Below are 22,932 nucleotides of genomic sequence, written 5' to 3'. Positions count from 1 at the left end.
ATCCGCATGTCCACAACTACCGTTTGTTTTAAAGCCTCAAAGTGGAAAAGTTAAGTTAGCCGAAAAATTGGGAATTGAAGTTTTTGGATGAATATTTCTTGAGAGATTCATCCTGTTATGGCGATGGGAATGGACTCAGAGAAACCCAATCTTGATCATTTGCAATCTGTATTTGATCTCAAGGAGATATTGAGAGCAGTGGAGAATGCTTTACTTTTAGCGAAACGTCATTGGAATTATTACTTCTCCACTTGTTAAGTTCCCTTCCTTATTTATAAATAATACTCGCTTATTGTCCAATTGCTTTAATGTATGTCGAGCAATTTCTAAAAGGTGATCTCTATCGGAATCACTCAATTTATTAATTATTACTTCTGGATTTATAACTAACTGCTGTTCAGTGCAATTCATTTTAAAATAGACCTTTCCATGAAATCGATCGAAGTTAGATTGCCCATACTTAGAAATGTAGGTATTTGAAAAATCTTCGTGGAAAAGAACAATATTGTCCTCCATACCAATAGGATCGGCAGGCGCCTCGACTTCCTTGAAGTCAAGTTTTCTAACAATATTTCCATATTCATCCTTAAGAAGTGCAATACCATAGAAAATCAAAGTATCTCTGTTGTGATCAAAAGTATATTTGCTGACTATTCCTCCAGAGTTACGATAATAATCCCAAAGACCAACCTTTTCATTATTATTAAATTTCCCCTTTGCTTTTAGTATTTTGTTGCTATCAACGAGTGAATAATCACCATGTCGAATAGTATTATCGGATTTTAGAACATGATAAGTTGATTTTGAATTGGAAACATTATAAATCTTGCTCTTCTTTTTTAAATCTTGGCCGTTCAGTTCCCCAAAGATTAGAATTATACTAGTGATGGCAATTATTACTTGTTTGATCATGTATAATAGTTTGATTATAGCCAACGCCACTCTATGTGTCGCCTTTTTTCGGAAGATAATGTTTCCTGCTCTAAATAGCCAAATATTTGATTTGGTCTATTACATTTTTTGATTCACTATAGGCTCAAATCTCGTCTAGTCTTAGTATTTCTCAATATCCGTCAGATTGAGACTGTAACTAACTCATATAGAGAGGAAAATCATAATTACTTAACCTTAGAGATCCTTCACTTTGTTCAGGATGACAAGGAGAGGTTTAGTGCTTAATAACTGCTTCAGTTGTTAAACCGAAGCAAGATTATATACTCTGTTGCTTTGTCACAGTGAGCGCAGCGAAGTGTCTCAATTTGACCCTTGTTGCGATTCAAATGAAAAATGATTTATATATCCCCTCTGGCCTTAGTGTCTCACTAAGACTAAACTGGTTGAACAGTTCTCCTATTTTGAATATACACGTTGGGAAACGATTTACTATTCCTTTAAAAAGTAATTTATTGATTTTTACCCAACACTATAGCCTTTTCAAGGGCAATATCTCCAGTTTCAATTTCATTATTTAATTGCATGTAAAACGAAAAATTGTTTTTTTCATAGTTGATTTTGTAATCAGGGTTTATCCCAACCATTTCGTAATTTTTGTTGTCAGGGCTTTCATATATTTCATTTGAAAGTCCATAATTCCAACCATTTGGCAATCTTTTATCCAGAACATCGGAGAATACCCCTGCAGTGTTTGATCCAATTCTACGTGCTTTTGACAAATTCATTGAACCTAGAACAAAGGTTTCACTCGCACTGGCTGTTTGATGACTTGTTAAAATATATATAGGATTTGAATAATTGAATGTATTAGGATCAATAAAAATTGCCTGTTTCTTCGTAAAATATTTACCATGTCTTGCCTTTTTTGAGTAAGCAAGGGTTCTCTGATCTGTAAAAAAGCTTAGAACATCGAGTCCTGCCTGATCAAAACCGCCACTATTGAATCTTACATCGATAATACAAAATTCTGTGGATTTAAAGTCTTTAATAATGATTTCCATTAGCTTGTTTAAACCAGCAAGAACATCTTTTGTGTAACTCTGACTGGTTTCAGCAGCTTCCCAATAGGCTTCCCAAAACTCTTCCTCCGATAAACTATCACTTAGATCGTAATTTGCTAAGTCTTCAAAATTATTAATCTGAATGTAACCAATGTTTCCATCAATTTTCCCCCAAATAAGATTCCCTTTGTTGTAATTGTGGACTTTATCTAAATACTTTGAATTGATCTGGGATATAATTTTTTTCCTCAAATCGCCAATTCGATTATCAAATACAGTACCTGGTTCATTTTTTATACTATCAGGGGCGTCTAAAAAGACGTGTCCATCCTTGAGTTCGGATATCATTTGATGGAGTACAGAATATAATTCAAAATCTGATGATTGGCTTGTTAACATTGGTCGATAATGCTCTTTCATTTTACCCCAATCAATACTCCTGAGCTCAAATGATGAATAATTCTCATTAAATGAATTCCAAAGTGCATCAAAATTTGAAAGAGGGTCATTTTTTATAAGTTGCTTGTTACAAGGGGAAATTTTTGGATTGGTTCTCGTAAATTCATATACAGTCAACCCTACTTTAATTTTCAGGCTGTCATGTGTTAAATTCAATATTTCAGAAATGTTGCTGAAGACCTTAGGGGGAATTTCAGCAAAAAGAGCACAACCTCCTGAGAAAGTGTCATATAAAGTAACCGTACTGTCCGTAATTATCATTTGTTTTCCGTAACCAACAGAAGACCAAACGCCTGATAATTCTGGTTCTGAATCATGACAACTGTAGAAGATGTTGAGAATTAAGATTCCCACAATAATTATAACATACTTGTGTTTCATTCTCATAAAATTAAATTGCTCCCTAACATCCAGGCATATCCACTTTGATAGTTTGTGCGCCTTATACGTTTCTCAAATCTAAAGCATTAATTATGTTTTTTGAAACGGTCATTTCCCACACTAGTCTCAACCGAGACGTTAAGGCTAGAGGAATCCAAATGACGAAAGCGTTTGATGTCTAATTTCACCTTCACCAAGGCAAGTACAAACCCTATCGGTTTTCGTCACCCCTGTGAAAACAGAGGTCTCTTATTACAAGAAGGTACTCAATGTCTAGTAATAGCTCAAATCAGGCTTTATAAAAACTAAACAAAACGCATATACCAAACTCACTGGCGGAAGTGTCTTTATGAGATTTCTGCCTGCGCAGAAATGACGTACCACCTTACCTAGTCTTAGTGTCTCACTAAGACTCATTCTTGATCATTTGCAATCTTTAGGTCTCAACGAGACGTTAAGACTGGTGTGGAGACCAGTGTGAAGAATAATCAGAGACAAACATTTCAAGAAACTGTCTATTGACTTCATCAGTTTGAGCTTGACAGCCGATTAAAAAGTTATATGTTAGAAGAATTAGCATGCCTTTTCTCATGCAGTATTGATATCGTCTAGCTAAGCTCCGTAGGCTTATCCTGTCAAATATCTTTAAAAGTATCTTTTAGCACTGTCTTTTGCAAATAGCTAAGTCAGTCTATGGAGCTTAGCATCTGTTATATGCAGACAATTCATGGTGGATGTTTAAGAGAGCACACAAGAGAATAAAAAATTAAATATATTTTATTTGTTTATTAAAAAGTTATGGTACCTTTGTGAAGACTCCATAATTTAGACTGAAATGAAAATAAACTTTTTTAAAGCAGATGAAATAGATAGGAATATTAAATGTAGTATTCATAAGTCTGGAAAGTTAGGATTTTCGAGTACTGCTATTGATAAGTTAGGGTTATCTACAGGTAAAAGTGTGATGATAGGAGTTAATGAAGAAGATAGTGAGGATGATAATTTATATATGTCAGTTGAAGACGGTGTTAAGGAGGAAGCATTTAAAATAAGCAGGGCAGGCGAGTATTATTATGCTAATACAAAGGCATTGTTTGATAAGATGGGAATAGACTATAGGGCAAAAACAATAATCTACGATATAGTAGATTTTGAATATGAAGGTGTGAAAATGTATAAGTTGATAAAAAGAGAAAAGAAGAGAAATAAAAATTAAAGAAATAGGTCTTTCTAGAAATAGAAAGGTCAGACCCTTGGTTTTGAAGATTAGGCCTGACCATTTCAGTTTTTAATATTGGAAATACTAAAGTAGCTGAAATTACCTAGATAAGCAATCTTCAAGGCGGCAATATATCCCTCCGTTGTCCAAATAGGGACATACCTTAAATATTGATTGCTATGTACACTACAAGTGTTAGAAAGCCAATTGGTACTTTAGCTAAAACTGGAGAGAATTGTCCAGAAAGCGGAGTTTGGGAAGTTGTTGGTTATCCATCCACTACTGCTCCGATAGCTAAAGGAAATAGGATGCCACCATATGCAGGTAAAGCTGTTACTTGGAAATTAATCAGGTATGCCTAGAGAAAATGAGGGGGTGGAAATGCCCCCTTTTATTATTTTGATAATTTAATTGCTACTAAAATTTAATATTATGCCCGAATTACACAGATATCGACTTTTTATTAGTCATGCATGGCACAGGCATGAAGGTTATGATCGTATGATCCAATTCCTGAATGATGCTCCAAATTTCATTTATTCAAATTATAGCGTGCCCATAGATAAAGCCTTTGATAAAATGAGTACATCACAATTGGAAGATCAGATAAAACAGCAAATCCGTCCGGTTGAATGCGTGATAATCCTTGGTGGAGTTTATGTTTCTTATAGTAGTTGGATTCAATTTGAAATTGACTTTGCTAAGAGTTTGAGGAAACCGATTATTGGTGTGCAGCCTTGGGGATCTCAACGGATGCCATTGGCTGTTCAGAATGCTGCCAATATTATTGTGGGTTGGAATACTAGTTCAATAGTTAAAGCAATTCGTGACTACTCAATCTAACGAAATAAAAATATCCTCAGAAGATTATCCTAGCCTTTACCAATCTGCAAATAATGCATCATTGGAAGCTCAGAATAATCATCTTACAGTTATAAGAAGCTATCTGATATTGCTTTTTTTAGGGTCTGTACTTACTATCTATGCAGATAAAAATAGTGTATGGGCAATAATTGGAGCCTTAGTGTTCCTGGGAACACTCAGTTTAACAATATTCCAATCAGTTAAGAGATTTGATAGAATTTGGTACAACGGGAGAGCGGTTGCTGAATCAGTTAAAACACGTGCATGGAGGTACATGATGCGAGCAGAACCATATTTTGATGCTGAAAATGTTCAGGTTGTTAGAGCATCTTTAAGAAACGACTTGAGGGAAATTCTAAAACAGAATATGAATTTAGGGGTACATTTAGGAGATCAAAATAGCACAAAAGATATAATATCCGAAAAGATGAATCTTATCCGAGCATTGAGTCTCGATGAAAGAATTGAAATTTATAAAAGAGAGCGGATTGATAATCAAAGGAACTGGTATGCTAATAAAGCAGGAATAAACAGAAGAGTTTCAAAAAGGTGGTTCATATTTTTGATAGTTGTTCATGTGGCGATAATTACTTTACTCTTGATTCAAATTAAATTTCCAGATAGAATATTTCCCACTGAATCTCTTATAGTTATTGCAGGAGGCATAATAACCTGGATACAGGTAAAGAAATATCAAGATTTAACAACAGCCTATTCCCTTACGGCTCATGAAATTGGAATTGTAAAAGGAGAAAGCGAATCCATTCGATCTGAAGAGCAATTTTCAGATTTTGTTAAAGATGCAGAGAATGCTTTTTCTAGAGAACATACTCAATGGATTGCTAGAAAGGATAGTTAAAATATCCATTGCGAACTACTTATCGGCATGTGCTGCTTGCATATAACATTGAGCATAGCGCACTGTGTGCGTTATATATGCGCTATACTTTTCTCAAATCTAATGCATTAATTCTGTTTTTGAAACAGGCATTCCCACACCAGTCTCAACGAGACGTTAAGACCAGAGAAGAAGTCAACAGAGGTGGATATAGCAGTTTAAATTCCTGTAGTAATGGTGGCTAAATCCACACCAAACAAGGAAACGGCTAATGAACTGAGTTCACTCTTATTTCCTTTAAAGTGATAGGTGCGGTGGGTATGTGTCAGACTTTCTCCCGATTGCAAAGCGGCAGCTGGTGACGAACTTTCAATCTCATAAAATGGCCCCATTTGCTCTCCATCTTCCAGTGGCCCGTCATTATAGGAATTGACTGCATCGCCTACGAAAGGATGATCCTGTATTTCCCACATGGAGTTGACATAGTCCATCGCATTTTCCTTTAGGGTAAACTGCGCTACAGTCAAAACTTCATTTTGAGCATCATAGCTGCCCAAAATCGGTAATGCCCGTTTTGGAGAAACTCCTATTTTACCTCTTTTCTTCCCATCGGCTTTGAAGAGGATCACCCCATCTTTCACTACAAGTCGGTCTGATGGCACTTTACCAAAATAATCATCCGTCACTATTTTACCCAACTCCGACTCATCTCCGGTTTTGAATGGCACCACCACAGTAGTTTCCGGTGATGGGTTCAGCATGCTCAAAATCCAAACAGACAACATCCCTGATTCTTTTGTCCAGGCATTTTCGCCCTTGTTGGTGATGGTGTTTTCAGACTCAAAGCCAACCAGTTTCAGTTCGTCGGAAATAGCCGCATTTAAATTGTCGCTAACCTGCCCCCTATCCAACAGCCTTACTGTTCTCTTGACACTGAGGTCAAATTTTGTATTGGAATAATTGACAAGAGCCATGTCCTTCTCAAAACTGACTTCTGACTCAGTGGTATTTATTGTATTGAACGACTCTGTGTCTATTTCTTTTGGCACATACCAATTTGCAAAATCAAAACTGCTTTCCGGTTTGAAAAATATGGAGAACTGACCTCCTTCTGGCCCCAACCAAAACCGCTCCTCTCCACCTATGGGATTGAAGTGCTCCAATACTTCTCCTGATTTGATCAGTTCGTGGTTCAACCAGCCAAAACTATACCCACCAGTTCCTTCTGCTGTGCTGGTCATAATCCTTCCCTGGTACTCAGGACAAACAGCTACCTGAGCCATGCCGTCTTTGCTTTTTAACACAATGACTTTTTTATGGTCTTTTAAAAGTTCCAGATCATAACCAAATGTACCTTTTACATCATTTTCCATCTTCACTTCAGATTTGTTTTCCTCTGTCTTTTTTGTTTTACAACCAGTTAAAACGGCTACAATCAAAAGAGTAGTAATTAGGTGATAAGACAGCCTCATTGTTTCTTATTTAAATTAAGAAAGACTTACGATTCTCCATACTTATAATGGACTCTATAGCCGTATAATGCTACGAACATAAAGCACACCATCGGCATTAGAAAAGACATATTCAATGTCCAATTGTCAACCAACAGTCCCTGAACCGGAGGAAGTATAGAACCTCCTGCTATGGCAAACACCAGCCCTGCAGCACCTATTTTGGCATCATCACCCACTCCTCTCAATGCAATACCATAAATGGTCGGGAACATCAGTGACATACAACCAGATATGCCAATGAGTGAATACAAACCAAACCTGCCACCTGCAAACATTACCGGAAATACCAATAACACTGCTCCTATTGCCAAATACATTAACAATGATCCGGGTTTCAGGTATTTCAAAAGAAAGGTACAAATGAAACGACTTACCAGAAACAAACAAGAAGCGTAAAAGTTGAACGAAACGGACTCTGTAGCCGCTTTGGATTCGGTCATTCCTTCGTCCATCAGTACTTGCGTACCATAGTGAATAGTAAACGTCCACACGGTAATTTGTGCACCTACATAAAAGGCTTGTGCCAATACTCCTTCACGATACCTTATATTGATAAAAAGTCGCTTCAGCGTATCTCCAAGATTCAACTGATGGTTGTCTGTTTCACTTTGTGGCATTTTCTTAAACAGAATCATCACAAAGACTATCACAAGTACTATACAAATAGCTACATAGGGAGCCCTCACAATCGCCAGATCCGCCATCTTGATAGCTTCAAATTCATCCAATGGCAAAGCAGCACGTTCAGTAGAACTCATCCCATTTAATTTCGCCAGAATAAAATCTTTGGCCACAAAAATTCCTATGAGTGTACCCATTGGGTTAAAAGCCTGAGCCAGATTCAGTCGCTGAGTGGCTGTTTCCTCATCTCCCATAGACAGAATGTAAGGATTAGCGCTGGTTTCAAGAAAACTCAATCCACAAGTCATGATGAAAAATGCAGCACAAAAAGGCCAGAACAGCCCCATTAAACTAGCCGGAATAAACAATAGTCCGCCGGTGGCATACAATGCCAGCCCTACGAGAATACCTGATTTATAAGAATACTTTTTGATGAACAACGCCGCAGGAATAGCCATGAAACAATAGCCTCCGTAAAAGGCAAACTGCACAAATGAGCTGACAAATGCACCCTGGTTAAAAATAGTACCAAAAGCCTTGACAAGCGGATTGGTAATGTCATTAGCAAAACCCCAAAGAGCAAAACAAAAAGTAATCAATACAAAAGGAACTAACAATTCCTTAGGTACAACAGGTATCTTTTTCATGGTGATAGGTATAAGTGAAGTATTTGGTTGATATAGTTTCGTAAAATAGTAATTATTCGTCTTTTTCTTTAAGTAGGGCTCTATCTAAATGCACATATCCCCCGTCTACAAACACATGCTGTCCAGTAGTATGTGATGAAACATCTGAAATAAGAAACAAAGCATTGTTTGCTATTTCCTGAGGAGTGGTCATCCTATTTCCTAATGGAATTTTTGATACAATATCTTTCAACTTTCCCTTCCCGTTCTTCATCGTTTTGATCCAGTTGTCATACGCTGGAGTCCAACTTTCAGCAATGATGATACAGTTTGACCTGATCCCATCATTGATCAAATCTACAGCCCATTCTCGAGTAAGTGCCAACACTCCTCCTTTTGCTGCTGCATAGCCAGAAGTATTACCCTGACCTGTGTAGCCCACTTTTGAACCAATATTCAATATATTCCCTTTGGATTCTTTAAGTTTTGGTAAAGCATTTTTGACTATAACAAAATAACTAGCCAAATTTAATTTGAGTGAATACACAAATTCTTCGTAAGAACCATTCAATCCGATACCATCATTCACCCCTACATTATTTATAACTGCATCGATTCTGTTATATTTTTCAACTATACTACCCACTGCCTTCTTCACTTGATCAGGGTCAGTCACGTCTGTTTTAGCAAAATAGGCATCAATGCCTTTACTCTGGAGCTCTTCTACGTATTCAAATCCTCTATCATTCCTGTCAATAATAGCTGGTATAGCCCCTTCCGAAGCTAAAGCCTGAAGTATAGTTTCACCTATACTTCCTTTAAGACCAGCAGCACCAGATATAACAACAACCTTATTTCTTAAGTTTAAATTCATAGCTTAATCAATTATTGTAAAGGCTAACTACTCTGATAAAGCAGCCTTCATTCCTCCATTTAATATTACTCCAATATTTCGAGCTAAGTCTTCTGTAAATCCTGCAATTTCCGTTAGATCTTGTCCCCAAAAGTCAGCGTTTGACAAAACAGTTGTGGCAAGTGTTTTCAATGAATCTTCCGATCCATTGTACTCCGACCATGCCGTTTTGAAAAACTCAAGCACTTCCTTATCATCGTTCAAAGCAATTGTTTTTCCATTGACTTCTCCTTTATAAAAGGCTATCAGTGCAGCAAAAGACAAAACCAACTTTTCAGGTAATGCATTCTTTCTTTTTTGAAACTCTAAAATGGAAGGCAGTACCCTGGTTTTAAATTTTGAAATTGAATTGAGTGAAATGCTCATTAAGGCATGCACCAAATAAGGGTTTTTGAATCTATCGAGTACATCGTTGGCAAATGAATTCAGCTCTGCCTCTGGTAAATCCAGTGTCGGGCAAATTTCATTGAAGATCACATCTTTGATATACTGGCCAATCACCTCATCCTCCACAGATTCCCTTACAGTTTCGATTCCATACAAATAGGCTACAGGCACCATCGATGTGTGTGCTCCATTGAGTATCCTCACTTTTCTGGTTCTATATGGCTCCATATTGTCGGTAAATACCACATTGAGTCCTATAGATTCCGAAGGAAATTCGTCTTTTACGCTTTCAGGCCCTTCGATTACCCATAAATGAAACTGCTCCCCCTCTACTACAAGATTGTCTTTATAGCCCAATTCTTTTGTTATTTCATCGATTTTGGATTTGGGATACCCTGGCACAATCCTATCTACCAGCGTGTTGCAAAAGATATTGTCATTTTCTAACCAGGTGGTAAAATCATTCTCCAGATTCCATTCATGAGCGTACTGCAATATGATCCGACGGAGATTGTCTCCGTTTCTGTCAATCAATTCGCAAGGAATAAAAATCAGTCCTTTGGAAGGGTCTCCATTAAACGTTTCAAACCTCTTAAACAACAGTGCTGTAAGCTTGGCAGGAAAACTTTTGGCTGGAGCATCTTCCAGCTTATCACCTTCATTGTAGCTGATTCCTGCCTCAGTAGTATTTGAGATGACAAACCGCAAATCGGAATTGTCAGCAATTGCCAAATATTCTTCGTAATCTGTATAAGGATTCAACCCTCTTTGAATACAATCTATTACCTCGTGCTCGCTAATAACCTCTCCATTTTTTATACCATTGAGGTAAAGCGTATATAATCCATCCTGATCATTGAGCATTTTGACAAGACCTTGGTCGATGGGTTGTACCGCCACTACTCCGGCATCAAAACCAGCTTCCTTGTTCATTTTGTGAATCATCCAATTGGCAAATGCTCTCAGGAAATTTCCTTCTCCAAATTGCAAAATCCTTTCAGGATAAGAAGGAGTAACAACAAGTGATCTATTTAAATTTTGTAATTCTGACATGGTTTTAAAGTGATTTTTATAGTGAGATACCTCTTTTCCAAGGAATAAAATCATCCTGAGCCAACTTCACGGATTTTGTCATTACTTCCCCACTAGCCACTTTGATTACAAACTCCAATATTTCTTCTCCCATTTCTTCGATGGTCTTTTCACCACTGATTACATCTCCCGTGTTGATGTCAATCACATCCTTCATTTTCTCTGTCAATTTATGATTGCTGGAAATCTTAATAACAGGCACAATGGGATTGCCTGTGGGCGTGCCCAATCCCGTGGTAAACAATATCACATTGACTCCAGACCCGGCAAGTCCGGTAGTACTTTCTACGTCATTGCCCGGTGTACATAGCAGATTCAAACCTGGCGTTTTTATTTTTTCCGTGTAATCCAATACATCAGTAATCGGTGACGTACCACCTTTTTTGGCTGCTCCTGCAGATTTCATTGCATCGGTAATCAATCCGTCTTTTATATTTCCCGGAGAAGGGTTGTTTTTAAACCCAGAGCCCAAAGCAATTGCCCTGTCTCCATATACTTTCATAATGGAAGCAAACCTCTGTGCATCTTCTTTTTTAACACAACGGTTAATAAGTTCCTGCTCTACTCCGTTCAATTCCGGAAACTCTGACAATACCGGAGTTCCTCCTAATGCCGCCAACAAATCCGAAGCATAACCAAGAGAAGGGTTGGCAGAAATACCAGAAAACCCATCTGAACCACCACACTCCAGTCCCATAATCAATTTGCTCAATGGCGCAGGCTTCCTTTCAATTTTATTCGCTTCTGTCAACCCAACAAAAGTACGTTTAACAGCATCTTCGATAAAAGCCCTTTCATTGGCACTGTCTTGTTGTACCATCAGGTAAAGTGGCTTGGAAAAGTTTGGATCATTCTTTTTAATCGTCTCTTCCATGATTCTGTACTCAGCATTTTGACAACCAAGACTCAAAACCGTTATCCCGGCAACATTTGGATTGGTAGCGTACCCAGCCAATAAATGGCACAATGCCTCAGCATCTTGTCTTGTACCGCCACACCCACCTTCATGCTTCAGGAATTTGATCCCATCAATATTTGGAAACACTCTTTTCTTAGACATTTCCTCCACAGTGGTGGTGATCTGAGTAGTAAGAAGTGACTCACTTGTCGCCCCAGACTTGTACTGATTGATTAACGTTTGTGTGTCAACTGTAAAGTCTTTTTTGGTAGTATATCCCAACGACTCAGAAAGAGCTGATTGCAGCACTTCTATATTTCTGTTTTCACAAAAAACAAGAGGAAAAACCAACCAGTAATTGGCAGTACCCACAGTACCATCTGCTCGATGGTAACCATTGAAAGTCCTGCCTTTCCATTTGCTTACATCAGGAGCAGTCCATTCAAACTTAGAATTCTGATCTGAATACTCTGTTGATGCGTGCACCACATTATCAATGGTAATGGCCATACCCTGTTCAATAGGCTTTACAGCCTCTCCAATCAATACGCCGTACATGATTATTTCATCACCAACTTTGAAATCGTGAAGTGAAAATTTATGCTTCGCCTGCACATCCTGCTTCAAGGTTACTTTTGTTCCATTGACATCATATTCTTCTCCCGCATGTAAATCTTTCAATGCAGCTATGATGTTGTCATCAGGATGGATTTGTATAAAACTTTTTGACATGTTCTTATTTCTTATTGTGTATGTATCTTATTCTAATCTAAAAATTCACTGTTGCTTTAATGACTCCTGTTTCCGGTTTGAGCCAACTGTCAAAATTATCAATCATCTCAGTGAAATCAACATTGTGTGTGATAAAAGAAGTAACTGGAAATTGACCACCTTCCAACACTTTAATTACATTTCTAAAATCTTCGAAGGTAGCATTTCTGCTGCACATAATGGTGGATTCTTTTGCATGAATGGCAGGATGGGTAAATGTAAGTTCGCCTTTTGAAAGTCCCACCAAAACATACCTTCCTCCGTGAGACATGTACTGCGGGCCTGCCTCCAAAGCTCCTTTATGCCCGGTAGCATCAAACACCGCCGTGGCTAAATCTCCATTGGTAATATCACTTACTTCTTTCACAGGATCTCCACCTACATTTACGGTATAATCAACACCTATTTCGTTTTTAGCATATTCTAGTCTTGATTCATTCATGTCCATTGCTATCACTTTTGCAGCAGCCAACTGAGCCAGTTTCATCATACCAATACCTATCGGCCCACAACCAATAACCACAACCGTTTCCCCTGCCTGAACATTGGCTCGCCTGATCGCATGTGCACCAATAGCCAGTGGCTCCACAATTGCCATTTCATCATCAGACAAATTTCCGGCTGGCAACAATATGTTTTCCGGTACTGAAATCAACTCCTGCATACCTCCATCTCCATGAATACCAAGTACGGAAATATTGGTACAGCAATTGGCTTTGCCATTACGGCAAGCAATGCATTTTTGACAACTCACATAAGGCATCACAATCACATTGTCTCCTGCCTTTAGTCCTTTATCGTTCTCATCAATTTCAACGATTTGGGTAGCCAACTCATGTCCCAATATTCTTGGGTATGTGAAAAAAGCCTGATTTCCTGCATAGGCATGAAGATCAGTACCGCAAATCCCAACTTTTTTCACTTTCAATAATGCTTCACCACTTTTTCGTTCCGGGGCTTGTTTTTCTTTCAATAGAAATTGACCCGGTTTTTCACAAACTATGTATTTCATTTATTTTTTCTATTAATATCTATTTTGTAAAAGGCAGTTGTGTCAACACGTCTTACCCAACATCACTGTCTATTTTATAAATCACGCAAAGATGGCTTATAGACCAATTCCCAACTACCAATATAAACACTCACACTGATACTATTTTATCTATATAAGTCATTAATATGCATATTGAGAATAAATAGAACCAATAAGAACCAATATCACATTAATGAAAATTGGATTGACTTGCACTCTATCCTGATTGTGACTACTTACTGAGCTTATTTGACACATGCTTGCGGACATATTCTGAGGGAGAACATTTCATAATTGACTTGAACTGCCTGTTAAAGTTTGACAGGTTATTGAAACCGGACTCGTAGCAAACCCTGGCAATTTGATATTTATTTTCTATTAACAACCTGCATGCATAACCCACGCGTATTTCGCTTACATACTGAGAAAATGTCTTGCTGTTTATCCGTTTGAAATACCGGCTAAATGAAGAAGCCGTCATGTTCACAATGCCTGCTATTTCATCCAGTTTTATCTGTTTTGTAAAGTTCTGCATCACAAAATGATACACGCCATCCAGTTGTCTTTTGTCTGTCTGTTTAAAATCGTTTAAAAAACCTTCACTGGAAAGCAACTCATAGTCGGTTTCTTCGGCAAGCAATTTCAATATATTCATCAGGTTTATCACCCTTTCAAAATCGTCACTCTGCTCAAGTTTTTTGATTAAGTCAAAAATGAGCTCCTTGCTTTTTCCCAAAAAATTGATTCCCTGTACAGACCTTGTGAGCAGTCCCTTTATGGCAGCCATTTCAGGCATTTGGAAAAACTCTTTTCCGGCAAAATCTTCTCTGAAATGAATCACATAAGCTTCAGCCGTTAGTTTCGAATCTTTTTCAAAATAGACATCATCACACAACCACATGTGGGGCAGGTTTTTACCCAACAAGATCATTTCACCGGGTTTGTATTTCGATATGTTATCACCTATAAAACGAGTGCCTATGCTCTTCTTTTGGATAACCAATTCAAGTTCAGGATGGTAGTGCCATACCTTTAGGTAATGGGGTAATTTGTGGTAATCAAATGAAAAGGATCTGTTGGAAAGATTGCTTTTATCTATAAAATAGGGCTTCATATTGTGGCAGCAGTCTAATCGAAATAGTTAAAGTACTATGTTTATCCTTATTTTGTTGAACAAAAAAATCACACAAATTGAATGGCTACATTTCAGTCCGTCTGGTAATTATTTATTGATTTAATCCACGCAACCAAACAGTGAGCAAATCTGGCCAAGACCTTAGCGATTCGTTCTTTTGAGCCATGGAGTAGCCATGTCCTCCTGTAGGGAAAAAGTGCATCTCAACGGGAATATCTTTTTCTCTCAAGGCTTTATAAAACATAAGGCTGTTTTCAATAGGCACTCCTTTGTCATCTCCGGAATGCACGATGAAGGTTGGAGGTGTATTTTGTTTTACCTGCAACTCATTAGAGAAATGATTGATCAATTCGTTAGAAGGTTCCGGACCCAACAGGTTATTTCTAGATCCTTTGTGCACATACGGTTCTGTCATTGTGATCACAGGATACATCAACACCATGAAGTCGGGTCTGGCACTGATATAATTCACCAAATCTTTTGATTCGTTTAATTTCTCGTCAAAATGTGTCCCCAAAGTTGATGCGAGATGTCCTCCGGCAGAAAATCCCATAACCCCCACTTCTTCTTTATTGATATTCCATTTTTCTGCATTGTATCGCACCAGCCTCATGGCCTTTTGAGCATCCATCAAAGGCGATTTATAAGACACTACGTTCGATTTTGAATTTGGCAAACGGTATTTCAAGACTATACCTGCTATGCCTTGTGAATTCAACCACCTGGCTACATCGGTTCCTTCCCAATCATAAGCCAAAATAGCATATCCTCCTCCGGGACAGATCACTACTGCCTGCCCGGTTGCTGTTTTTTTCGAAGGCAAATAAACCTCAATGGTTGGATTTTGTACTTTAGAAATCCTGACAATATCTGTCTCTACACTTGCCTCTTCTTCATTCGTTTTTTGAGAATTGGGTATTTCATTTTCCCAAAGCGGCAACACAAAGTCCTGAGCCTGCAAACTAATGGTCATAAAAATAGCTACTAAAGTGATACTGAATTTCATATTTTTGTATGGGGTATAGTTTGTAATAGAAGTTGAATGAAAACAAATGTAATATTAATTACTACAACTTTCATTTTCTTTATTTCTTAGCTCAGGTCAAAACTCATTTAAAAACAAAAACCTACTTACCGTACCAGTCACGGTATCCCTTGAAATTACAGTCAACTCTAACAGACCCCAGAACTCGTCTGGGGATATTAAGAATTTTTAAATGAGTTTGACCTGTTTCAACTCTCTTTCCAATTTGATTTCTATCAACAACAAATTGAGTATTGCTACATCATTTCAATAAAAGCCGAATTTGACCTTCTATTTCAGCAGCCTTTTTCTTCGCCTCTTTCATAGGCAATCCTGTTTTCATACCGGGTCTTTCATGCCCCGTCTTTGTCAGCCAAGCATCTTTCATCATAGCCTGTCTTTCTTCCACCAATTTCAAAACTGCCACTCCATTGGACATAGAAGACATAGCACTTTCGGCATCTTCAACATTAATTAAATCTTGTTCTCCAAGAAACAACAGCACCTGTTTCGCCATCACCCAATGCCCCAATTTGTTTGGATGTACTCCATCATTTGCAAAGACAAATGTAGAATCTGTCAATCGCTGATCTTCCAGATATTTTCTCATTGGCCAGTGCAAATCTACCACATCCCAATTTTGAGTATAGCGACAACTTATCAGCCAGTCAGAATAGATGTCAAGCACATTGGCGTAAGCTGCGCCTTTTCGTTCGTCGAAGATCGGTGGAGTTGAATAAACGATGGATACACCTGCATTCGTCACCTGCTCATTGAGCCAGTTTAACCCATCTCTGTATTTTTGAAAACGAGAATCATCGAATGGCAAATAAATACCATCGTTCATTCCATAGTTTGCGAAAACCAAATCAGGTTTGGTTTGATCCAAAACCCGCTGTAACCTTTCGTGCAAATCAGGACGAGGAAACTTTCCTCCTGCATGATTGGGTTCGGAAAGACCTGACACGGTCTCACTAGGCAGGCCTACATTAATAAACTCGTAATGTTTTTCGGGATAACGAAGGGTTAGGTATGCTTCAATATAAGACACGTAACTTCCAGCGTAAGTGATACTATTTCCCAAAAACAAAATCTTCTTTGTGTTTTCAGGGATTTTGTAGTCATCCTGAGCGGTTCCGGTAAATTTAATGCCCAATAGGATAGTCAGGATAAGAATAACATGTCTCATAGTTTATTATTGAATTTTTATTTTACGATTTCAGGCTTTCCAGCATAATTCATTCCAATTTCATTGCACATTAGTAATCAATAAAGGAATAAAGTGGTGATCAAATGGTTACGAACGTAAATTACCATTTTCAGGTGTACCACCAAGCCCATAATATCAGAACACCCTGAAGGGGGATTCTGAGATACAAAATCCAAATAGGAATACCCCTACCGGGTTTAGCAGAAGTCAGGTGATAAATATTGGCTGGAAAAACGGCAATGAGCAATGCAATAATACCCCAGGCTGCTAAAGATGAATATGGCGGATAGAATAATAGTACACCTAAAAATATCTCTGCGGTTCCACTGATATAATTCATCGCTTTGTGCCATGGGATGCATGGCGGTATAATACGCAGGTAAAATTTGGGTTTGGCAAAATGGTTGATCCCTGCCATGATGTACAGCACTGCCATAACATATAAGCTCACTTCTTTCATATTGCTATAATAAGCATTATGGTCAGGAATTCCTTATGACATGTTCGAATACTACCCTTTTCAAAGTTGTAGAAATGCAAGTTTTTCCTTTCAACAAGAAAAACCTGCTATTCGTCTTTTTGGAATTTCTTTAAAATTTTCTCCATGTGTTTGCCTGCTGCTTCCCTGCCTCCTAGTCCATAAGCCAAAGCAACAGTTACAGCCAAAGAACCCAGAGTAAGCCCAAAAGCCAGTTCTACAATACTATTTGCAATGCCCATAGTTCGCAATGCAATAGCTAGAAACAATCCAATAATCCCAACTCTGGCAATGCCTGCAAGATATTGATTGTCATTTGTTTTGATTAACGCACCGTGCACAGTAGATGCCACTACATTACCGATCACCATCACTAACAATCCAAAAAGAATACTACCTAACAGGTTTAATATGGTATGAAATATTTCCGTCAAACGTTCAAAACCTAACATCTCAATACCAGTCACTATTCCAAAAAAGACCACAAAAAAGTAAACTGTATTTGCGATGATTTTTGATAAAGAATGATCATCACTCACCATAAATAAGTTGAGCTTTTTCCCAAACTCATCCAAGCCAATATTACCAAACAATTCTCCCAAAAATGAAGAAAGAAACTTCCCACCTACTACAAAAAAAATGACAATCAACGTAGCTCCTATAATATTAGGCACGGCATCCATCAGGGTATGTAAAATATTGTTTGCAGGATTGGTAATCGCATCCAATTCAAGGGCATTCAACGCCTGAATAATAGATGGAATAAAAATGACGATAAATACCAATTTTTGAATCAGATAGATAAGTTTTTCAGTATCCTTATATCCAGTTTTTTCTGCCAGTCGCTCGATAAAACTACCAGCCATTTTAACCAGATTGGAAACAAACAAGGCTATTACATAGCCCAGAAAAACGATAACTCCAGCGGCTACAATATTTGGAACAAAGCCAAAAAACTCAGTCAGCATGTGCTTAATAGGATCCAATACATGACTCAAACCAAGCATTTCCAGTACAATGAGTAAAAGGACTACCATAAATAAGTAGTAAACCAGATTGGCTATAAACTTATTAGTGTCAACTATTGTGTTACCTAAAAGACGTTCGTCCCATTCGGTCTTTTTCATCAAACCATGAACAATTTTTCTAATCACAACTGCAATCAACCACCCAACAACAAAAACCAATAAAGCTCCTACTACTCCTGGTAAGGAGGTACTTGTTTTTTCTATAAAATTTTGAATGAAATCTGGAAAGGCCATGACTTGGTTAGTTTAGATTAGCAGAAAATTGAATTTAGGCCATGTATTATAAACAAATAATACAACAAATACAATAAATAATGCAAACAATACAATGTCTAAGGCAGGGATAACTAATTGTAAATCAACATAAATCATAAATATTGTTTAATAAATTGTTATTTGGATAAAAGATTAATAACTAAAAGTTATAAGTATTTAATCCATTAATTAATTGAAAAAAGTATCCGTTTCCATCTAATTTGATGGCAATTCATTTTAAAACTGAGACCATCCAATATACCCATTCAAGGGTATATCCAATTTATTGCTCATTTTTTATGTTTGTTTTCTTTTTATCAAACATCACACTATGAACAACCTGCACATCATGTCTATGATCTTCTTTGGAATTGGCATTCTGGTCATTTTCCTGGCCAGATTTCTAAAAAGGAAAAATGAAATTTGGATGTTAAATGCCTCACCTGTCAAGGGAATACTGAAAGAAATAGAAGCAAGTGAGTCAGAAACTACGTATGGCAGAGATGAAAATAATACCGGGAAAATTACCAACTACTATTTTCATATAGAATACACTTTAGATGACACCAAGCATATACTTCGTCATTACAATGGTGATACTAAATTAGGTTATGATATAGGTGATGAACTAGACCTCCGGTACAATCTTGACAACCATGAAGATGCCAAGTTGTATTCATGGTGGACTCAAAAAGGCTTTTATGGACTCCTTACAATTATTGGCACTGTGTTATTAGGCGTGTCATTTTACACGCTCTATAAGGCATCAATGCTTTAGATTTTGGGAAAGAAATCGTTTCCCGCTCAACTTTGAAAACAAAAAAGCTTACCTAATGAAGGTAAGCTCTAAATCATATTTCTTTCAAACTAAGTTTCACACCTGATCCACAAATGGCTGGGTATAAAAGCGTTTACCGAGTGCCTGATACAATGCATTCGCAAGTGCTCCAATTACTGGTGGTAAAGAGGGCTCTCCCAGCCCTGTTGGATCAATACCATTCTCCACAAAGAAAGTCTCGATTTCTAAAGGTGCTTCCTTGTGGCGAATCAAACGGTATTTATCAAAATTATGAGCCTCTGGTTTTCCATCTTTAATACTCATGGCACTGTACATTGCGTGCCCTATACCATCTATTATTCCACCCTCTATCTGGTTCAGAGCTCCTTCTTTGTTCACTACTATACCGCAATCAACTGCACACCACACTTTCTTCAACTTTGGCTTTCCATTTTCCAATACCAAATCAACAATCTGAGCTACATAAGAATTGTGACAATAGTACGCAGAAACACCTCGAAATACTCCCGGAGTATCTGCGCCCCAATTAGACTTTTCTTTGATCAACTTCAACACTCCTGCATATCGCTCTGGATCATAATCATTCTTCTCCCCTACAGGATTGCTAATTGCACGATCAAACAGTTCCAACCTGAAATCTATCGGATCTTTGCCTGCTGCTTCAGCCACTTCGTCCAGAAATGACTGCTCCACACCAGCTGTAAAATTTGATCTCGGAGCTCTCCAAGCTCCGGTTGAAATATTGGTATCGATCTTTACACTTTCTGCTGTGTAATTATCAACAGCTCCCGCCGGAAATCTATTTGGAAACAACGGGCTGCCCGGAACCCCTGTTCCTTTAGCTTCAAATCCGATCAAATTATTGTTATCATCTAGTGCTGCACGGTATTTTATTTTAGTTGCAGGCCGGTAAGTACCCTGAGTCATATCGTCTTCTCTTGCATATATCAGCTTGACGGGTGTCTGCATTTTTTGAGAAATGACTGTAGCCTCCAACCCAAAATGACCATACAATCTCCGTCCGAAACCTCCTCCCATTCTGGTCATTTGTATAGAAATATTATCTTCAGAAAGTCCTAACAAGTCAGCCGTAGATTTTCTTAAAAATTCCGGTGTTTGGATTGGACCTGCCAATTCTGCTTTATCTGCTTTCACATCAGCAAAGAAGTTCATTGGTTCCATAGTATTGTGAGCCAAAAACGGCCCACTATATACACTTTCAATGACTTTAGCTGCTTTTTTGAAAGCGTTGGCCGTATTTCCATCCTGCCTGGCCACATTACCTTCCTTACTCAAAAGAGCTTCGTTCATTTTCCGTTCATGATCTTCACTGTTCTCAAGTGGCGTATCTTCTTCCCATTCTATTGTCAAAGCCTTTTTCGCTTTCATCACCTGCCAGGTAGATTCACCTACCACAGCCACCAAATCAGGAAAGGCATTTGTATCCGACCATTGCTTCTCTTTGGGAGCGGTATTTATCAATAATACATCCTTGATGCCTGACATGGCTTTAGCCTTACTATCATCCAATGATTTTAATTTAAGGCCAAAAGCAGGTGGATGCACCACCATAGCGATGAGCATTCCTTCTTTCTTGTAGTCTAACCCAAACAACGGAGTACCATTGGTTATTTTCTTCCCATCAACATTTTTGATCTTCTGGCCAATGAGCTTAAAGTCTTTGGCATCTTTCAACTCTACTTCCTCTGGCACTGCAACTGTAGCAGCATCAAAAGCAAGCTCTCCATAGTTAAGCTTATTACCCTTGGCTTCATGAATCACGACCCCATTTGTAGTGGTCAATTCATCAATAGACACCTGCCAGCGTTTTGCTGCTGCCTCCATGAGCATTCGTCTGGCAGTAGCTCCAGCCATTCTTAACCCATTCCATCCATGACGGATAGACTGGCTTCCTCCGGCCAGTTGGCGTTCGTATTTCACGGTATTCAGGTCAGCCTGCTCTACAGTCACATTTTTCCAATCTACATCCAGTTCTTCAGCCACTATCAATGGCATGGCAGTTTTTACATTTTGTCCAATTTCAGGGTTGGGTGAGTATATCGTTACACTTCCATTGTCTCCGATTTTTATAAATGCATTGATATCAAACCATTCCTTTGGTACATCAGCCATTTGAGATGAAGTACATGAAGTCAGCCAGTTGAATCCCAATAGCAACCCTCCACCTGAAGCTGCCGATACCTGCAAAAATGACCGACGGTTATATTGTGTTTTTATGATAGACATAGTTTTGTGCTTTATGTTGGAAGACTAGGAATTTTTCTCTGCGGCTGATTTAATAGCTGCCTTAATTCTTACATAAGTACCACACCTGCAGATATTTCCATGCATGGCATTGGCTATTTCATCATCACTCGGATGTGGATTTTTATTGAGCAATGATGCCGCATTCATAATTTGTCCGGCCTGACAATAGCCACACTGAGGCACGTCATGCTCCTGCCAGGCTTGTTGCAAAGGGTGATCATTGGAAGCAGAAAGTCCTTCGATGGTAGTGACCTTCTTTTCTCCAATAGCTGAAACTGGAAATGAACAAGACCGAATGGCATCACCATCCAAATGAACTGTACACGCACCACACTGCGCTATTCCACATCCAAACTTAGTACCAACCAAATCAAGCGTATCTCTCAAAACCCAAAGTAAAGGAGTGTCCGAATCTACATTTACCTGTTGTGATTTTCCATTTACAGAAATAGTATAAGAAGCCATAAGAAATTTATGTAGTGAAAATTATTGTTAAGTTAATGTTTTGTAGAAAAACATCAAAGGTTGACACTGTAAAACCAAAAACAATTAGTGCTTGAGGTACTTTCTAAAAATATCAATACCTCCTATTCAGTATCTCACTCAATATGATCGCCTTTCTTGGCCCATCTTCTTCTTGGAATAAGTCATGGATTTCTTCTGCCATGTCATTTTGTTCTTCCTTAATAGCAAACTTAGTCGAACGTTCATACACAGGCCTGTCTCGCTGCATCTGCTTATGAGGAACTATGTCAATCTCTTCATCTTCCCTCACAGCTTCTATGTTTTCCATTGTAGATAGCAGAGGTAGAGGTCTTGGTTCTCTGGAATAGGCTTCAACCTGTTGGGGTTTTCTCTCCGGAATAGGATCAGGAAGAGGGACGGGTTTTACTTCCTTGCGTTGAGCAGATTGCTCTGTAAGTTCTTTTAGAATATCTTCTATCGAAGAAGGTGCTCTTCGTTTGGATGTTGACTCGTTTTCCTGATCAAAATCTTCTCTTTCTTCCGTGTCCACCTCCGGAGCATTTGCAGCTTTCTTTTTCTTTAGAAATTTTGAAAAAAAATATATCGCTCCAAGAATAATATACCACCACAATTTAGAGTCTTCCATAACCCAAATTTATAAAATAATTCTAAATTTGTTGGCTTACATAAAATTACTAT

General features: G+C 38.1%; 21 protein-coding genes. 5 read left to right on the top strand and 16 right to left on the bottom strand.

Translation table 11 applies throughout. From position 1 onward, the window contains the following. Nucleotides 1-216: 216 nt before the first annotated feature. Together AAOP42_RS15910 and AAOP42_RS15905 are read right to left on the bottom strand one after the other, a co-directional pair. Entirely contained in the window at nt 217-912 is a 696-nt protein-coding gene (locus AAOP42_RS15910; RefSeq protein ID WP_349529531.1) for a toxin-antitoxin system YwqK family antitoxin, read from the bottom strand. A gap of 491 nt (nt 913-1,403) precedes the next feature. Next, nucleotides 1,404-2,795, bottom strand: coding sequence for a S41 family peptidase (locus AAOP42_RS15905; RefSeq protein WP_349529530.1), 1,392 nt, complete (start codon nt 2,793-2,795; stop codon nt 1,404-1,406). 835 nt (nt 2,796-3,630) lie between these two features. Here AAOP42_RS15905 and AAOP42_RS15900 point away from each other — a divergent pair. From AAOP42_RS15900 to AAOP42_RS15885, 4 genes are all read left to right on the top strand, one after another. Beyond that, nucleotides 3,631-4,011 carry a hypothetical protein gene (locus AAOP42_RS15900; protein ID WP_349529529.1) on the top strand — a complete coding sequence of 127 codons (381 nt, stop codon included), beginning with the start codon at nt 3,631-3,633 and terminating at the stop codon, nt 4,009-4,011. A gap of 182 nt (nt 4,012-4,193) precedes the next feature. Then, on the top strand, nt 4,194-4,376 hold the full coding sequence (locus AAOP42_RS15895) for a hypothetical protein (protein ID WP_349529528.1): 183 nt from the start codon (nt 4,194-4,196) through the stop codon (nt 4,374-4,376). A gap of 70 nt (nt 4,377-4,446) precedes the next feature. Beyond that, nucleotides 4,447-4,857 carry a TIR domain-containing protein gene (locus tag AAOP42_RS15890; RefSeq protein ID WP_349529527.1) on the top strand — a complete coding sequence of 137 codons (411 nt, stop codon included), beginning with the start codon at nt 4,447-4,449 and terminating at the stop codon, nt 4,855-4,857. Further along, a complete protein-coding gene (locus AAOP42_RS15885; RefSeq protein WP_349529526.1) occupies nt 4,841-5,737 on the top strand; it encodes a DUF4231 domain-containing protein in 897 nt (298 codons plus the stop codon). The genes AAOP42_RS15890 and AAOP42_RS15885 overlap by 17 nt, the downstream gene beginning before the upstream one ends. Nucleotides 5,738-5,934: 197 nt before the next feature. Here AAOP42_RS15885 and AAOP42_RS15880 read toward each other — a convergent pair whose 3' ends face one another. From AAOP42_RS15880 to AAOP42_RS15830, 11 genes are all read right to left on the bottom strand, one after another. After that, the gene (locus tag AAOP42_RS15880) at nt 5,935-7,188 is read right to left on the bottom strand and encodes a DUF6786 family protein (RefSeq protein ID WP_349529525.1); all 1,254 of its coding nucleotides are present in this window, start codon (nt 7,186-7,188) and stop codon (nt 5,935-5,937) included. Nucleotides 7,189-7,214: 26 nt separating this feature from the next. Next, entirely contained in the window at nt 7,215-8,498 is a 1,284-nt protein-coding gene (gene fucP / locus AAOP42_RS15875) for an L-fucose:H+ symporter permease (RefSeq protein ID WP_349529524.1), read from the bottom strand. A gap of 52 nt (nt 8,499-8,550) precedes the next feature. After that, the gene (locus AAOP42_RS15870; RefSeq protein WP_349529523.1) at nt 8,551-9,351 is read right to left on the bottom strand and encodes an SDR family oxidoreductase; all 801 of its coding nucleotides are present in this window, start codon (nt 9,349-9,351) and stop codon (nt 8,551-8,553) included. A 27-nt stretch (nt 9,352-9,378) separates the two neighbouring features. Continuing rightward, the gene (locus tag AAOP42_RS15865; protein ID WP_349529522.1) at nt 9,379-10,830 is read right to left on the bottom strand and encodes a tagaturonate reductase; all 1,452 of its coding nucleotides are present in this window, start codon (nt 10,828-10,830) and stop codon (nt 9,379-9,381) included. Nucleotides 10,831-10,846: 16 nt separating this feature from the next. Beyond that, entirely contained in the window at nt 10,847-12,499 is a 1,653-nt protein-coding gene (locus tag AAOP42_RS15860) for a UxaA family hydrolase (protein ID WP_349529521.1), read from the bottom strand. Nucleotides 12,500-12,536: 37 nt separating this feature from the next. Then, on the bottom strand, nt 12,537-13,550 hold the full coding sequence (locus tag AAOP42_RS15855; RefSeq protein ID WP_349529520.1) for a zinc-binding alcohol dehydrogenase family protein: 1,014 nt from the start codon (nt 13,548-13,550) through the stop codon (nt 12,537-12,539). Nucleotides 13,551-13,803: 253 nt separating this feature from the next. Further along, the gene (locus AAOP42_RS15850; RefSeq protein WP_349529519.1) at nt 13,804-14,685 is read right to left on the bottom strand and encodes an AraC family transcriptional regulator; all 882 of its coding nucleotides are present in this window, start codon (nt 14,683-14,685) and stop codon (nt 13,804-13,806) included. Nucleotides 14,686-14,797: 112 nt separating this feature from the next. Beyond that, a complete protein-coding gene (locus AAOP42_RS15845; protein WP_349529518.1) occupies nt 14,798-15,712 on the bottom strand; it encodes an alpha/beta hydrolase in 915 nt (304 codons plus the stop codon). 280 nt (nt 15,713-15,992) lie between these two features. Next, nucleotides 15,993-16,919: an SGNH/GDSL hydrolase family protein gene (locus AAOP42_RS15840; protein ID WP_349529517.1), complete on the bottom strand. Its 927-nt coding sequence runs from the start codon at nt 16,917-16,919 to the stop codon at nt 15,993-15,995. A gap of 130 nt (nt 16,920-17,049) precedes the next feature. After that, a complete protein-coding gene (locus AAOP42_RS15835) occupies nt 17,050-17,400 on the bottom strand; it encodes a DoxX family protein (protein ID WP_349529516.1) in 351 nt (116 codons plus the stop codon). Nucleotides 17,401-17,507: 107 nt separating this feature from the next. Beyond that, entirely contained in the window at nt 17,508-18,680 is a 1,173-nt protein-coding gene (locus tag AAOP42_RS15830) for a mechanosensitive ion channel (RefSeq protein WP_349529515.1), read from the bottom strand. Nucleotides 18,681-19,032: 352 nt separating this feature from the next. Here AAOP42_RS15830 and AAOP42_RS15825 point away from each other — a divergent pair, with 352 nt between their 5' ends. Further along, on the top strand, nt 19,033-19,479 hold the full coding sequence (locus tag AAOP42_RS15825) for a hypothetical protein (RefSeq protein WP_349529514.1): 447 nt from the start codon (nt 19,033-19,035) through the stop codon (nt 19,477-19,479). A 96-nt stretch (nt 19,480-19,575) separates the two neighbouring features. Here the strand turns inward: AAOP42_RS15825 and AAOP42_RS15820 are convergent, their stop codons facing one another. The 3 genes from AAOP42_RS15820 to AAOP42_RS15810 form a co-directional block, all read right to left on the bottom strand. Continuing rightward, a complete protein-coding gene (locus AAOP42_RS15820; RefSeq protein ID WP_349529513.1) occupies nt 19,576-21,747 on the bottom strand; it encodes a xanthine dehydrogenase family protein molybdopterin-binding subunit in 2,172 nt (723 codons plus the stop codon). A 24-nt stretch (nt 21,748-21,771) separates the two neighbouring features. Next, a complete protein-coding gene (locus tag AAOP42_RS15815; RefSeq protein ID WP_349529512.1) occupies nt 21,772-22,233 on the bottom strand; it encodes a (2Fe-2S)-binding protein in 462 nt (153 codons plus the stop codon). A 112-nt stretch (nt 22,234-22,345) separates the two neighbouring features. Further along, nucleotides 22,346-22,879, bottom strand: a complete 534-nt coding sequence (locus tag AAOP42_RS15810) for a hypothetical protein (protein ID WP_349529511.1) — start codon at nt 22,877-22,879, stop codon at nt 22,346-22,348. Nucleotides 22,880-22,932: the final 53 nt, after the last annotated feature.

The organism is Reichenbachiella sp. MALMAid0571 (assembly GCF_040151475.1).
Lineage (GTDB): Bacteria > Bacteroidota > Bacteroidia > Cytophagales > Cyclobacteriaceae > CAXBNB01.
This window is presented reverse-complemented; position numbering and strand designations above follow the sequence as displayed.

Bases quoted from the DNA above. Each gene is read 5' to 3' on its own strand.
- AAOP42_RS15910 (WP_349529531.1), bottom strand. From the start codon at position 912: ATGATCAAACAAGTAATAATTGCCATCACTAGTATAATTCTAATCTTT.
- AAOP42_RS15905 (WP_349529530.1), bottom strand. From the start codon at position 2,795: ATGAAACACAAGTATGTTATAATTATTGTGGGAATCTTAATTCTCAAC.
- AAOP42_RS15900 (WP_349529529.1), top strand. From the start codon at position 3,631: ATGAAAATAAACTTTTTTAAAGCAGATGAAATAGATAGGAATATTAAA.
- AAOP42_RS15895 (WP_349529528.1), top strand. From the start codon at position 4,194: ATGTACACTACAAGTGTTAGAAAGCCAATTGGTACTTTAGCTAAAACT.
- AAOP42_RS15890 (WP_349529527.1), top strand. From the start codon at position 4,447: ATGCCCGAATTACACAGATATCGACTTTTTATTAGTCATGCATGGCAC.
- AAOP42_RS15880 (WP_349529525.1), bottom strand. From the start codon at position 7,188: ATGAGGCTGTCTTATCACCTAATTACTACTCTTTTGATTGTAGCCGTT.
- fucP (WP_349529524.1), bottom strand. From the start codon at position 8,498: ATGAAAAAGATACCTGTTGTACCTAAGGAATTGTTAGTTCCTTTTGTA.
- AAOP42_RS15870 (WP_349529523.1), bottom strand. From the start codon at position 9,351: ATGAATTTAAACTTAAGAAATAAGGTTGTTGTTATATCTGGTGCTGCT.
- AAOP42_RS15865 (WP_349529522.1), bottom strand. From the start codon at position 10,830: ATGTCAGAATTACAAAATTTAAATAGATCACTTGTTGTTACTCCTTCT.
- AAOP42_RS15860 (WP_349529521.1), bottom strand. From the start codon at position 12,499: ATGTCAAAAAGTTTTATACAAATCCATCCTGATGACAACATCATAGCT.
- AAOP42_RS15855 (WP_349529520.1), bottom strand. From the start codon at position 13,550: ATGAAATACATAGTTTGTGAAAAACCGGGTCAATTTCTATTGAAAGAA.
- AAOP42_RS15850 (WP_349529519.1), bottom strand. From the start codon at position 14,685: ATGAAGCCCTATTTTATAGATAAAAGCAATCTTTCCAACAGATCCTTT.
- AAOP42_RS15845 (WP_349529518.1), bottom strand. From the start codon at position 15,712: ATGAAATTCAGTATCACTTTAGTAGCTATTTTTATGACCATTAGTTTG.
- AAOP42_RS15840 (WP_349529517.1), bottom strand. From the start codon at position 16,919: ATGAGACATGTTATTCTTATCCTGACTATCCTATTGGGCATTAAATTT.
- AAOP42_RS15835 (WP_349529516.1), bottom strand. From the start codon at position 17,400: ATGAAAGAAGTGAGCTTATATGTTATGGCAGTGCTGTACATCATGGCA.
- AAOP42_RS15830 (WP_349529515.1), bottom strand. From the start codon at position 18,680: ATGGCCTTTCCAGATTTCATTCAAAATTTTATAGAAAAAACAAGTACC.
- AAOP42_RS15825 (WP_349529514.1), top strand. From the start codon at position 19,033: ATGAACAACCTGCACATCATGTCTATGATCTTCTTTGGAATTGGCATT.
- AAOP42_RS15820 (WP_349529513.1), bottom strand. From the start codon at position 21,747: ATGTCTATCATAAAAACACAATATAACCGTCGGTCATTTTTGCAGGTA.
- AAOP42_RS15815 (WP_349529512.1), bottom strand. From the start codon at position 22,233: ATGGCTTCTTATACTATTTCTGTAAATGGAAAATCACAACAGGTAAAT.
- AAOP42_RS15810 (WP_349529511.1), bottom strand. From the start codon at position 22,879: ATGGAAGACTCTAAATTGTGGTGGTATATTATTCTTGGAGCGATATAT.